Annotated in this window: 15 protein-coding genes; 4 read left to right on the top strand and 11 right to left on the bottom strand. The window is 36.0% G+C overall.

Translation table 11 applies throughout. The annotated features are described in order from the left end of the window. Positions 1-171: 171 nt before the first annotated feature. Both IE155_RS06470 and IE155_RS06465 read left to right on the top strand, forming a co-directional pair. On the top strand, positions 172-588 hold the full coding sequence (locus IE155_RS06470; RefSeq protein WP_189377421.1) for a DUF3192 domain-containing protein: 417 nt from the start codon (positions 172-174) through the stop codon (positions 586-588). A gap of 223 nt (positions 589-811) precedes the next feature. Further along, entirely contained in the window at positions 812-1,819 is a 1,008-nt protein-coding gene (locus IE155_RS06465; protein ID WP_189377420.1) for an isocitrate dehydrogenase, read from the top strand. A gap of 48 nt (positions 1,820-1,867) precedes the next feature. On the opposite strand, the gene rlmM is transcribed toward IE155_RS06465, so the two are convergent. From rlmM to IE155_RS06445, 4 genes are read right to left on the bottom strand one after another with little or no spacing between them, the layout of a single operon-like run. After that, a complete protein-coding gene (gene rlmM, locus IE155_RS06460) occupies positions 1,868-2,950 on the bottom strand; it encodes a 23S rRNA (cytidine(2498)-2'-O)-methyltransferase RlmM (RefSeq protein ID WP_189377419.1) in 1,083 nt (360 codons plus the stop codon). Beyond that, complete coding sequence (locus IE155_RS06455) at positions 2,947-3,330, bottom strand: DUF423 domain-containing protein (RefSeq protein WP_229817095.1); 384 nt, start codon at positions 3,328-3,330, stop codon at positions 2,947-2,949. Before IE155_RS06455 ends, rlmM begins: the two co-directional genes overlap by 4 nt. Further along, positions 3,311-3,949, bottom strand: coding sequence for an alpha/beta fold hydrolase (locus tag IE155_RS06450; protein ID WP_189377417.1), 639 nt, complete (start codon positions 3,947-3,949; stop codon positions 3,311-3,313). The genes IE155_RS06455 and IE155_RS06450 overlap by 20 nt, the downstream gene beginning before the upstream one ends. Before the next feature lie 3 nt (positions 3,950-3,952). Then, the gene (locus tag IE155_RS06445; RefSeq protein WP_189377416.1) at positions 3,953-4,846 is read right to left on the bottom strand and encodes a transcriptional regulator GcvA; all 894 of its coding nucleotides are present in this window, start codon (positions 4,844-4,846) and stop codon (positions 3,953-3,955) included. A 288-nt stretch (positions 4,847-5,134) separates the two neighbouring features. On the opposite strand from IE155_RS06445, the gene IE155_RS06440 reads away from it, so the two are divergent. Beyond that, positions 5,135-5,410 carry a hypothetical protein gene (locus tag IE155_RS06440; RefSeq protein ID WP_189377415.1) on the top strand — a complete coding sequence of 92 codons (276 nt, stop codon included), beginning with the start codon at positions 5,135-5,137 and terminating at the stop codon, positions 5,408-5,410. A gap of 113 nt (positions 5,411-5,523) precedes the next feature. Here IE155_RS06440 and kdsA read toward each other — a convergent pair whose 3' ends face one another. The 7 genes from kdsA to hemA all read right to left on the bottom strand — a co-directional run bounded on the left by kdsA (position 5,524) and on the right by hemA (position 12,359). Beyond that, positions 5,524-6,366, bottom strand: a complete 843-nt coding sequence (gene kdsA / locus IE155_RS06435; protein ID WP_189377414.1) for a 3-deoxy-8-phosphooctulonate synthase — start codon at positions 6,364-6,366, stop codon at positions 5,524-5,526. Positions 6,367-6,387: 21 nt separating this feature from the next. Continuing rightward, positions 6,388-7,656 carry a DUF819 family protein gene (locus IE155_RS06430; RefSeq protein WP_189377413.1) on the bottom strand — a complete coding sequence of 423 codons (1,269 nt, stop codon included), beginning with the start codon at positions 7,654-7,656 and terminating at the stop codon, positions 6,388-6,390. 25 nt (positions 7,657-7,681) lie between these two features. After that, the gene (locus IE155_RS06425) at positions 7,682-8,482 is read right to left on the bottom strand and encodes a tetratricopeptide repeat protein (protein WP_189377412.1); all 801 of its coding nucleotides are present in this window, start codon (positions 8,480-8,482) and stop codon (positions 7,682-7,684) included. A gap of 91 nt (positions 8,483-8,573) precedes the next feature. Continuing rightward, the gene (locus tag IE155_RS06420; RefSeq protein WP_189377411.1) at positions 8,574-8,939 is read right to left on the bottom strand and encodes a SirB2 family protein; all 366 of its coding nucleotides are present in this window, start codon (positions 8,937-8,939) and stop codon (positions 8,574-8,576) included. Positions 8,940-8,992: 53 nt separating this feature from the next. Further along, the gene (gene prmC, locus IE155_RS06415; protein ID WP_308433814.1) at positions 8,993-9,838 is read right to left on the bottom strand and encodes a peptide chain release factor N(5)-glutamine methyltransferase; all 846 of its coding nucleotides are present in this window, start codon (positions 9,836-9,838) and stop codon (positions 8,993-8,995) included. A gap of 27 nt (positions 9,839-9,865) precedes the next feature. Continuing rightward, positions 9,866-10,954, bottom strand: a complete 1,089-nt coding sequence (gene prfA, locus IE155_RS06410; protein WP_189377409.1) for a peptide chain release factor 1 — start codon at positions 10,952-10,954, stop codon at positions 9,866-9,868. 136 nt (positions 10,955-11,090) lie between these two features. Next, positions 11,091-12,359: a glutamyl-tRNA reductase gene (gene hemA / locus IE155_RS06405; protein ID WP_189377408.1), complete on the bottom strand. Its 1,269-nt coding sequence runs from the start codon at positions 12,357-12,359 to the stop codon at positions 11,091-11,093. 161 nt (positions 12,360-12,520) lie between these two features. Here hemA and lolB point away from each other — a divergent pair, with 161 nt between their 5' ends. Beyond that, the gene (lolB, locus tag IE155_RS06400; protein ID WP_308433813.1) at positions 12,521-13,207 is read left to right on the top strand and encodes a lipoprotein insertase outer membrane protein LolB; all 687 of its coding nucleotides are present in this window, start codon (positions 12,521-12,523) and stop codon (positions 13,205-13,207) included. Positions 13,208-13,217: the final 10 nt, after the last annotated feature.

The following is a 13,217-nucleotide window of genomic DNA, read 5'->3' as shown; positions in this document are numbered from 1 at the left end:
AATTTTAGGTTTGCAATATTACTTAGATTAATAATCCTAATAATATCTTTCTTAATAAACCATTCATCGCATTTTATTATAAGCTTTGTTTTTTGTGTGCTATAAAATATGAGAAACAATAAAGCACTCAGCTATTACATTAATGGCCGAACCTTACTTTTCAGGATAAAAATGAACAAAAAAGTTGTTTTTCGTATTATTTTTGCTTTAGGTCTTTATGGCTTATTTGTATTGTTAGTTGTTAAATTCTACGACGATAACCCATCAAATATGAAGTGGGAAGACAGAGAAGAGTTTAATCGTCAATTTATTAATCAACTTCAAATTAACAAGTTTCATTTTGATCAAGCTATTGAAAAATTAGGTAAACCTGACATTACCGAAGCAAAGTCAGTCGATGGTCGATATTACCAAGTGTTATTTTATCGTACTCAGCATATGAAATCAGACGGATTTACTACGCAAGATGAATGTTCCTATTTGCTTTTTATCGATAATGTTTTACAAGAGTATGCCATTGCTAGTCAATATGATGGCCTTGATGAGGTAATTCTGCAACATCAAAAGAGAACTACAGCTACCGACTAATGTCGAATGGCACTTTTCTGAAATTTTTATACTATTTACCCACCAAACAGTAGATAAAAAAGGTATAATTAATAACAAAACGCTTAAATTGTAATAAATCTATTATAAAAAGCGTAATGTTCATTCAAAGCTTAGAGTATATTTTACTTTGCAAACAAACCTACTATTAAACACAAGATCAGCTCGTATTTGATCTAAATAGACAATCCTAAAGGTACAACTAATGGCTAAACAAATAATTACTGTGATCCCTGGCGATGGAATCGGCCCTGATATAATCAACGCAACGATTAAAGTTCTTGATAAAGCTGGATGTAATTTTGAATATGAATATGCCGATGCTGGCCTTGTTGCATTAGAAAAGCACGGTGAGCTAGTTCCTGAAGAAACATTAGCACTCATTAAAAAAAATAAAATAGCATTAAAAGGTCCTCTTACAACGCCTGTTGGCGAAGGTTTTACATCAATTAATGTCACCTTACGTAAACAATTTCAACTATATGCTAATGTTCGCCCTGTTCTTTCATTTAAAGGCACAAAAGCACGCTACGACAATATTGATATCATCACTATTCGTGAAAACACCGAAGGCATGTATTCAGGTTTAGGTCAGACACTTTCTGAAGATGGTATGAAAGCCGAAGCAATGAGTTTAGTGACGCGAGAAGGCGCAGAGCGTATCGTTACTTTTGCCTATGAAACCGCTAGAAAAGAAGGGCGTAAAAAAGTTACTGCCGTTCATAAAGCCAATATTTTAAAATCAACGTCAGGATTATTTTTAAAAGTTGCTCGTGAAGTAGCACAGCGATATCCTGATATTGAATCAACTGAAATGATTGTAGATAACTGTTGTATGCAACTGGTGATGAATCCTGAACAATTCGATATGATTGTTACCACTAATTTATTTGGCGATATCTTATCTGACTTATGTGCTGGTTTAGTCGGCGGTTTAGGTATGGCTCCTGGCGCTAATATCGGTGAAGATTGTGCTATTTTTGAAGCCGTACATGGCAGTGCACCTGATATTGCAGGTAAAAACTTAGCGAACCCAACATCCGTTATTTTAGCCGCAATTCAAATGTTAGAATATTTAGAAATGGGTGATAAAGCCGAAAATATCCGAAGAGCAATTACAGATGTAATTGAATCTGGCGATAGAACAACGCGTGATTTAGGCGGTTCTCATGGCACTACAGACTTTACAGATGCCGTATTAGAACGCTTGTAAGATAGCACTTGGGTTCTAGATCCTAAGATCTAGAACCTGTCTATCTCATTAAAAAATTGGCACTGGAGATAGCAGTCTTGCATGAACAGTGACTTCTTCGCGATCATAATATAAGTGTTTGGCAAATAATTCATATTTCACATTATATTCTGAAAAAGCATCTTTAAGAATTTGTAAGTCTTTTACCACTTCTGCATAACGTCCTTTCATCGGTAATTTCAGATTGAACATCGCTTCTTTACAGTAGCCATTGAGTAACCATTGCGCCATTAATTTTGCAACACGATCAGGTTTTTCTATCATATCACACACTAACCAATGAACATTTTGCTTTTGCGGTATATATTTAAAACCATCAACCATCCGATGTTTAACCTGACCCGTTTCCATTAAGGACTCAGCCATGGGCCCATTATCAATTGATGTAACCATCATTCCCCTACGCACCAATTGATAAGTCCAACCACCAGGTGCAGCACCTAGATCAACAGCATTTAACCCTGAAGTGAGTCGAGTTTCCCACTCATCTTTAGGGATAAAATATAAGAAGGCTTCATCAAGTTTCAATGTAGAACGACTTGGTGCTTGATTTGGAAACTTAAGTCGCGGGATCCCCATAACATGAGGTGAGGTATTCGTGCCTAATGAAAAACCTAAAATCACTTCAGAGCCACTAAAGAATAATGCATGCAGCACAGCCCCTTCGTTATCATGCTTTTCTGTAAGAATTTTTTCTTTTCTTAATGCCTGACGTAATGGAACCGCTAACTTTCGACAAAACTTTGACAGTGCTTTACCGTCATTAGTATCAGCAGTTTCCATTCGTAAATCGGCATATTGCCACTCTTTACCCAGAGATTCGACTATTGCTTCAACACGATTATAATCAGGTAAATCTATCTTATCGGTTAACGTAACAAACCATTGCCTTGTAAAAATCAAACGCTTCAAAGGAATGCGTTGCATTAACACTTCGCCTTCCTCTGAATTGTTTAAATGGAAATAAACAATTCCTTGGTTTTTAGTAAGTTCAAGATAACCATAAACTTCGTTCCAGGAAGCCTTTTCTTGAATTTCAGCCCCACATTCCTTTTCAAACCCGGGGCGACAATATAAAACAACGGCTGTCATAGCTTATTTTTACCTACAAATATTAATAGCAACCATGCAAGCGCTAATAAAATACCGCCAAATGGTGCTAAATTACTGATACCAGTAATAGAAAAAAAACTTTTTAAATACAAACTACCACTAAAAAGCATAATGCCTGCGGTGAAAGATAACGCAGAAAATAACAATAATTTACTATTATCTATTCGATACCACACAACGACAGCTAACAACGCTAAAGTATGTAGCATTTGATATTGATGAGCGACTTGTACCCTATGCATTTGCTCTGCGATTAAGCCTTGAGCGGCATGTGATAACCAAGCGCCGAATAATACTGAAAAACAGCCACTGATACCAATAAAAACCACTAAAAAGCGATCAATTCTCGTTATTTTCATTAATAAATCCATTGATAATCGTTATAGCTGAGTGTAAATGCTGTTGATGTGTATGGCCAGATTTAACTCTTGGCTTTAAATCATGATCACCATCAGGGAGAAAGTGAAGCTGACAACGCGTTGATATTTCGTAACGTTCAATCTCACACTTATTACCTAATGCATCGCGATCACCTTGAATAATTAATACAGGCTTAGTGATATTTTGTAGCGGTTCAAGACGCAATTTATCAGGTTGTTTATGCGGATGAAATGGATACCCCAAACAAATAACGCCTCGAATATGCTCACTATGATCTTTTGCCAAAGTTGCAGCAACACGCCCGCCCATAGACTTCCCCATAAGATATAACGGGAGACTTGTTTTATGTTCCTCAATAACTTGTGCTAGGCATTCTATAAGCTTTGGCATTCTATCAGGTGGTCTTCGCTTACCATCTTGCAAACGCTTGTCCATGTAAGGAAAGTTAAAACGCAGTACATTTATGCCATGTGGTAAAAGCTGCGCTGATACTAAATTAAGAAAATCACTATTTTTATCTGCTCCTGCGCCATGCGCAAAAATCACAGTGGCTTTAGCATGAGTCACTGTTTGACTGACTATTGAGGTGTTACTCATATCTTATTCTTCTTCTGCCGCTACTGTATCAAGTACCCATTGCCTAAACGCTGCAATTTTACCGACTTCCATTTGGTGCTCGCGGCACACGATATAAAATGCATTTTTACTGACTAAATGTAGATCAAACAAGTTAATTAATCTGCCTGCGTCAAGCTCAGGTTTCGCCAATATACTTTGTGCTAAGGCCACACCTTGTCCATGTACTGCAGCTTGCACAACCATAGCTGAGTGACTAAAAATAGGTCCATGATTAACATTCATGCCTTTAACATTTGCTTCCTTAAACCAGCGTTTCCAATCGCGTCTAGAGGTATCGTGCAGCAAAGTATGATGAGCTAAATCATGTATTGTATTTAATGGTTTTTTATCGGTTAATAACATAGGAGAACAAACTGGAATTAAATATTCTGTATGCAACTTATCAGCATGAACTTTTGGCCATCTTCCTCTACCATGATATATCGCAACATCAACATCCTCTGTTAACGAGTTATCATCTTGGTCAACCGCTTTGATACGAACATCAATTTCAGGATGCTGTACACTGAAACTCGTCAACCTAGGGACTAACCACTGAATAGCAAAGCTTGGTTGTAAACTTACAGTAATTGCTCCTTTAGAGCCTCTTGCTAATAGTTTTTCCGTTGCTTCCTGGAGTGATGTGAAAATATCTTTAATATCTAAAAAATAAGACTGCCCCTCTTCCGTAAGTAAAAGCGCTCTATTTTTTCGCATAAATAGTTTTAAGCCTAAATGCTCCTCTAAGGATTTTATTTGATGACTAATAGCTGCTTGAGTTACAAACAATTCTTCAGCAGCTTTAGTGAAACTTAACTGCCTTGCCGATGCTTCAAAAGCTTTCAAAGCGTTTAGTGGTGGGAGTCTGGCAGCCACAATCAATCCTATAAATAAAATTATTTATCACAATAAACAAATCGTTTGACGTAATTAAATACACACAAAGCAACTCATTAGTTTTTCTAATGAAAAACATTATAAAATGTCGTTTTAAATAAAGCCAGCATTACCTTATTATAGCAACCGTAGATGAAGGACATCATCTTTCCTAATGTTTCAATGTAGCAAGTTGTTAGTTTCACTCCCAACCAAAACTCACAACGCGAGAGTAAAGTCCCAAAGCATCTATATAGATAGTAATCGTAGTATATACAGGTGACAAACATGAAACTATTAAACACTCTTTTAAGCATAACCATTAGCACTATTTTATTCGCAAGCACAGCAAGTGCTCAAACACTTGAAATCGAAAAAGCTGAACCAATCAACCTCGATAAATTACATGCAACTGTAAAAGTACAGTTACAAGAAACTATGGCTGTTTCAAGCATTTCTATCGTTAATAATGAGCTACCCATTATTACCGTGTTAAAAAATACAGATCAGCAAGAAAAGCGTAAAACGATGACACTTGCTAATATTAGTTATAATGCGGAATAACATACTAAACGTATAAACAATATTATTAATTTCTCTAGAATTAATAAAAAAGGGTGCTCTATTGTGTAGAGCACCCTTTGTTTTTTATGGTTGTTTAAGCTTATCCTTTTAACTTAATCTGTAGAAAGTGCAGGAAAACTTTTTACTAACTCATCAATTGCTTTCATTTGAGCTAAATACGGCTCAAGCTTATCAAGTGGTAGTGCACATGGGCCATCACACTTAGCGATTGTAGGATCTGGATGAGCTTCAATAAAAAGTCCTGCAATACCTAGTGCCATACCACTACGCGCCAATTGTGCGGCTTGAGCTCTTCTTCCATCAGCAGAGTCGGTTCTACCGCCTGGTTTTTGTAGCGCATGTGTTGCGTCAAAAATGACTGGGGCATATTGCTTCATCTCATCCATCGCTAACATATCCACAACCAAATTGTTATAGCCGTAACAACTTCCTCGTTCGCAAAGCATGACTTGCTCATTACCTGCTTCAGCAAACTTTTTAATAATATGACGCATTTCATGAGCGGCTAAAAATTGCGGTTTTTTAACATTAATAATAGCGTTAGTTTCAGCCATAGCGACAACGAGATCTGTTTGTCGAGCTAAAAATGCGGGTAATTGAATAACATCAACAACCTCCGCAACAGGCTTAGCTTGATAAGGTTCATGGACATCGGTAATGATAGGTACATTAAAAGTCGATTTAATTTCTTCAAATATTTTTAAACCTTCGTCTAAACCCGGCCCTCTATAGGAATTAACCGAAGATCGATTAGCTTTATCAAATGAAGCTTTGAATACATAAGGGATATTAAGTTTTTGTGTAACTTGAACATAATGCTCAGCTATTTTCATGGCTAAGTCTCTTGATTCAAGTACATTCATACCACCGAATAATGTAAACGCAGTATCGTTGGCAACTGTAATATTACCGAGCTCGATTTTTGAAATTGTCATATTGTTTCCTTTACCAGCTTTTTAACCGATAACTTGTAATATTTGTCCGCAAAACCATGCCATATACGTACCTAAAGTATAACCAAGTACGGCAAGTAAAACACCAACAGGTGCTAACGATGGATGAAATGCACTCGCAACGATAGGTGCTGATGCTGCCCCACCAACATTAGCTTGGCTTCCAACTGCCATATAGAAAAGTGGCGCTTTAATAAGTTTAGCAACGATCAACATCAAACTAGCATGCACAATCATCCATAAAGCACCAATAATAAAGTATATTGGCGCATCAACAATCATACGTACATCCATTTTCATGCCGATAGTCGCAATAAGAATATATAAAAATGCAGAGCCTACTTTAGAAGCTCCCGCTCCTTCTAATTTTCTCGCTTTAGTAAATGATAAAAATACCCCAACAGTACTAGCAAAAACAATTAACCAAAAGAACTTACTATGAAAACTAAATCGAGCACTATCAGGGTAATTTTCAACAAAAAATGGCGTGACAATATCAGCAAATAAATGTGCAAATCCTGTTACGCCTAAGCCTACAGCCACTATAATCATTAAGTCAGGTAAAGTTGCAATACGACCATGTTTTGCATGAAATTGTTCAACCTTTTCTTTTAAATCAGCAATAGCAGAAACATCAGCTCCTGATTTAGCATCTATTGTTTTAGCATTACTTGCCATAATAAGTAACACTGCCATCCATAAATTTGCCACAATAACATCAACAGTTACCATTGCTGAAAATATCTGGTCGCCGGCGCCATAAATTTCTTTCATTGATGCTTGGTTAGCCCCGCCACCAATCCAGCTACCCGCAACCGTTGTCATGCCGCGCCATACAGCTTCTGGGCCATCAACGCCAATAAGCTCAGGTACAAATGCAGAAACGGTTAATAAAGCAATTGGCCCACCAATAACAATACCTACAGTCCCTGTTAAGAATAAAATAATGGCTTTATTACCTAATCTTGCTATCGCTTTTAAATCAACACTCAGGGTTAATAAGACTAAACAGGCAGGAAGTAAATAACGCGAGGCAACATGGTATAATTTAGATTGTTCACCATCAACAACGCCAAAGGTATTAAGTAAAGAAGGGAGAAAATAACAAACAAGTACAGCTGGTACTATACTATAAAACTTTTTCCAAAAAGAATGGCCACTTTGTGCTGTATAAAATACAGCCCCTAGCATAATGGCAAGAATTCCTAAAATTGTAGCGTCATTGGTAAGCATTGGGCTATGGATTAGCGCCTCTGATGGTGCATCAGTCATATAATCTCCATGTTCTTTTTATTATTTAATGTAATACGGTATCTTTTACTGAGATATTATCAAGTTGTAATTTTAATAATTGGGCCGCGGGATCTTTAGGGCATTGCGCAACAAAGTACTGGTAATCGTCGTATGCGACTTTAAAACAATCCAATTGATGTAATAAAAAACCTCTATCCCTTCTCTCGAAAGGGTCATCAGGGCGCATAGATAATAACAAATCAACACATTTCAACGCTTTTTCGAAGCTACTTTCATTAATTAGGCTGTTTTTCAACCCAGTTAAATACTCCACAACAATAGATTCTTGCTCCATGGGTATTAACTGCATTCGACTTGGGTCACCGCCCAGATCATCTAAGCCTTGTTCTAATTCTTGCCAATTAAGAGATTCTCCAGTGATGGGATCAAAAATAATTGAATATATATCATCACATAAAATTCGTATCATCACTTTTTCAGGTAAATAAACGATCTCTGTTTCTAATTCACATTTATTTGCCACATACTGGATTACAGCAGCTTTTACTACCGGTGCAATCACTTTAAAATTAACACTTTCAGCAATTCGATACGATAACACGGGCCATAGAGCACGCGAATTATCAATCAAAAGTTGTGAAATAAAAATTTCGTTAATAAAAACTTCCGCTCTATCCATGGAATTTTCATGATCATTCATAGCAAGTGAACAACTATCAATTAAAGGTGCTAACGCTTTATTAATATCAGTAGATTGACCAAAAATAGACGTTTCAAGTAATGAAAGTTGATTCAATAAAGATCGACGCGGAGCATTAATTTCAGATAACAACAAATCATTCATAGGATAAAAATAGCAACAACTTATCTGTAGTAATTGGAAAAGGTATTCTCCCTATATAAGGGAGAATTTAGAAATTTAAAGGTAATAAACGCTAAAAGATAATATTTTCTTTTGTCATCGCAATTCGAAACACAAGCATAATCCAACCAATAGAGCCTAAGAAACCAATGACTTGTAACATACGGTTCCTTGCTAATTTTAATGTGTAGTAGCCTGTAAATATATACGCGATAACTGCTAGAATTTTTTCACCTAACCAAAGTTGTTCTAATGGGTTAATTGCCAATTTCACGGCCATTACAATACCCAAGACTAGCAATAATGTATCAATAATATGCGGAGTAATTTTAACCCACTTTTTTGATAATTGTTGTGAATCAATTAATGTCCAAATAAATCTTATTGTAAATAATAAAACACTGATAACAGCTAGTGTCATATGTAAATGTTTAAACATGTGTTACTACTCTCTTCATTTTTAGTTATTATTAAAGGTATTACTGGGATAATTTATATACGACCAAAAGTAACTCGTTCATTCCCATTATAATCCATAACAGTCTCAATATTCTGGTAACCTAAATCAAGTAATAAGTCTCGCACCTGCATACCTTGGTTATACCCATGCTCGAAATATATCATACCATTTGCTTTTAAATAATTACGCCCCTGTTGTGCAATATTTTGAATATCTTTCATTCCTTTATCATCAGCAACTAAAGCCGATAACGGTTCGTATTGTACATCACCTTGGGTTAAATGAGGATCCTCCTTATCAATATAAGGTGGATTGCTGACAATAATATCAAAACGCTTTTGTGATAACACTTGAGAAAACCAATGACTTTGATAAATATTTACGTCAGAGAAACCTAATGTTGTTGCATTTTCTTGTGCTAAATAGACCGCTTCAACATTAAAGTCTAACGCATCAATTAACCAACTAGGCCTCTCTGAAGCTAATGCTAGAGCAATAGCCCCACTTCCGGTTCCCAGATCGCAACATAATAACTTATCATTATTATGATGCTTTAATACCGTTTCTACTAAAACTTCGGTATCAGGTCTTGGAATAAGAGTACTAGGAGCAACTTTAAACATCATTGACCAAAACTCTTTTTCACCAGTTATGTAAGCAATTGGCTCATAGTTACTTCGCCTATTTAATAATGCTAAAAAGGTTTTTTCATGTATTTGACTAACCTGTTCATCAGGCCAAGTATAAAAATAACTGATCGGTTTTTGTAAAACAAAACTCAGTAGAATTTGACTATCAAGCTTGGCACTATCAGAAATTTGGGCAAGTGTAACCTCGCCCAAATGAATCAGTTTTTTAATCGTTGAAATTGCCATCATATTATGATGAATAGTACAAGTTAAGAGCTATTGATGTTCAGCTAATGCAGCAAGTAAATCAGCTTGATTTTCTTGTAATATTGGATCAAGTATTAACTGTAAATTACCTTCCATAATTTCACCTAATCGATAAAGTGTAAGGTTAATACGATGATCTGTCATTCGGCTTTGTGGATAATTATAAGTGCGAATTCTCTCAGAACGGTCACCACTAGCCACTAGATTTCGACGAGACGACTCTTCCTCGCTTCTACGTTTTTCATCTTCTGCAGCTTGTAATCTAGCTTGTAAAACCGACATAGCTTGCGCACGATTTTTATGTTGAGAACGTTGATCCTGACATTCCACCACAACCCCAGTGGGTATATGGGTAATACGAATAGCTGAATCAGTTTTGTTAACATGCTGACCACCCGCACCGGATGCTCTAAAAGTGTCAATTTTCAAATCAGCTTTATTAATTTCTATCGCTTCTGATTCAGGAATTTCAGGCATAACAACCACAGTACAAGCAGATGTATGGACTCGCCCTTGAGATTCAGTTTCTGGCACGCGTTGAACTCGATGCCCACCTGATTCAAATTTCATTTGACCGTAAACACTATTACCCACTATTTTAAAAATAACTTCTTTAAAACCGCCCTGTTCACTGTCGTTCATGTTCATTACTTCAATACGCCAGCCTTGCTTTTCACAATAACGGCTATACATACGGAACAAATCACCAGCAAATATTGCAGCTTCATCACCGCCAGCACCTGCGCGTATTTCAACAAAACAGTTATTGTCGTCATTTTTATCTTTTGGCAGTAAAAGAATTTGTAATTCATGGGTAAGGTCTTCAACAGCTTGTTTCGCTGATTTATACTCTTCTTGCGCCATTTCACGCATATCAGGGTCATCATCTTTTAGCATTTCTTCTGCTGTCGCAAAGTTTTCTTCGGCGCCTTGATAAGCATGAAAGGCTTGGGTAACCTCTTCTAACTGTGAAAACTCTCTTGATAATGCTTGGAATTTTTCTTGATTTGATATGGTCTCAGGATCAGACAATAAAGCTTGAACTTCTTCAAAGCGTTCTACTAAACCTTCAAGCTTTTGATAAACAGAATTATTCATTAAATTAACTTACTAAAATAGATAAAATTATGGGCGATAAAGATTCAATACATTGAACAATTATCACATGATAAATTGACGGCAGTGTAAAGATTAATAACGCTAGTTGCAATTAATCTTATAGTAGGCGAAAACCTTAATTAGATTGGTCAAGATTAAAAATTTCTCTTAAGTAAACAATTTTATCAAGTTCACCGCCTTGTGCTGCATTTTGTATAGCACTCGTTGGCGCATGCATAAACTTATTCGTTAATTTAGTTGCTAATTCTGCAATTACTGCTTCTGGCGGTTTTTCAGTATTAAGTTGTAATAACGCTTTTTCTAGTAAAATATCACGCTCTTCAATACATTGGTTACGATAGCTAATCACCGTATCTTGCGTATTAAGTCCGCGTAACCAAGCCATAAAGCCATCTGTTTGTTTAGTAACGATAGATTCTGCCTGAACAGCTGCTTTTCGACGTTTATCTAAATTTTTAGCAATAATACTTTGTAAATCATCTACCGTATATAAAAATACATCGTCTAGATCAGAGACTTGTTCTTCAATATCTCTAGGTACAGCCAAATCAACCATAAAAATAGGTCTATGCTTACGTTTAATTAATGCTTGTTCTACCATGCCTTTTCCAATAATAGGCAGAGTACTAGCGGTAGAACTAATAACAATATCAGCGTCTGCCATTCGCTCAGGTATTTGCGCTAAGGTGATTACATCAGCGCCTATCTGTTTAGCCATACCTTCAGCCCGAGTTAAAGTGCGATTAGCAACAGTAATTTTATTCACTTTATTTTCGTACAAGTGTTTAGCCACTAGTTCAATAGTTTCACCTGCACCGACCAGTAACACTTTCGCTTTTTCAATATCCGCAAAAATGTGCTTAGCTAAATTAACAGAAGCAAATGCAACAGATACAGCACTTGCACCAATTTCGGTTTCAGTACGTACTTGTTTAGCAACACCAAAGGTTCGTTGAAATAAACGGTCCATGACTAAAGACATAGAACCCGCGGCTTTTGCTTGACTATAAGCTTGTTTCATTTGCCCTAAAATTTGCGGTTCACCTAAAACTAGCGAATCTAAGCCACAAGCAACACGCATCATGTGATTTACAGCATTGTGATCATTGTGCCAATATAAACTAGGACTTATCGTAGATGCAGGAACCTTATGATGTTGCTCTAACCACCTTAAAACCCTTTCTTTAGTTGATGCTATATCTCCTTCTTGTACTAAGTATAATTCGGTTCTATTACACGTTGATAAAATAGCCGCTTCTTTGCATTGAACGTGTTGTAACATTTCCTGTAATGCCATGCTTAACTGATCAGGATTAAATGAAATTCTTTCCCGAACAGCAACTGGCGCAGTTTTATGATTTATACCAACAGCAACAATGGACATATAAAGTTTTTAGCCTAATTAGTGATTAATTATCATGTAGGCATGACAGAAGTGTCATGTTACCGATATAATCGACATCAACGTATTGTGTACAAGATCAACAACGACACACAAATTTATTAATTATTTAAACAATAGCGCAATTTTACGAAATATTTATCATGATTGAAAGTAGATACTCTTCAGCATTAGCGCTAACTTGCGTTATAAACATATATAAGCGATCAATCTCAATGTTCGCGGTTAAATTAACTACGCTGTGTTTAGTAGCATTTTTAGTAAGCTGCAGTAGTATGCCTAAATTAAATCAGCAATCACTTCCAACTAATTATAGCCTTGAAAACAGAGTGGATTATTTGACTACCATCAACAATTGGCAAATAAATGGAAAAATTGCTTTTTTAGATGATAAAGAAAGAAAAAGTGCGACGCTTTTTTGGCAAAATAACCCAAATAAAAATACAGAGCAATTAAGTTTAACCACTTATTTGGGCATAAATGTACTAGAAGTTAACCTTGCTGAAGGTATTTATACGATTGAAGTTGATGGAAATAGCTATCAAAATAGCAATATTGATCATATTTTAATGTCTCTTACTGGTTATCAACTGCCTTCCCAAGCACTTAAAAGTTGGATTAAAGCGATACCTTTTTCTGTAAATGATAAGATCACATACCATAGTAAAACCCAGCTCCCCGAATCAATTATAGGGAGTTATAATAACCAAACATGGGATATCTTATATAAAGAATATATTAACGTTAACAATATCCCCTTGCCTAAACAATTAACAATAAAACAAGACCAGTTAACAATTAAAATAGTAATTAATCAGTGGATGTTCTAACGAGGTTGAT

The sequence above is a fragment of the Thalassotalea profundi genome, assembly GCF_014653195.1.
Classification (GTDB): Bacteria; Pseudomonadota; Gammaproteobacteria; order Enterobacterales; family Alteromonadaceae; genus Thalassotalea_B; species Thalassotalea_B profundi.
Note: the sequence above shows the minus strand (reverse complement) of the source record. Positions and strands in the feature narration are given on the sequence as shown.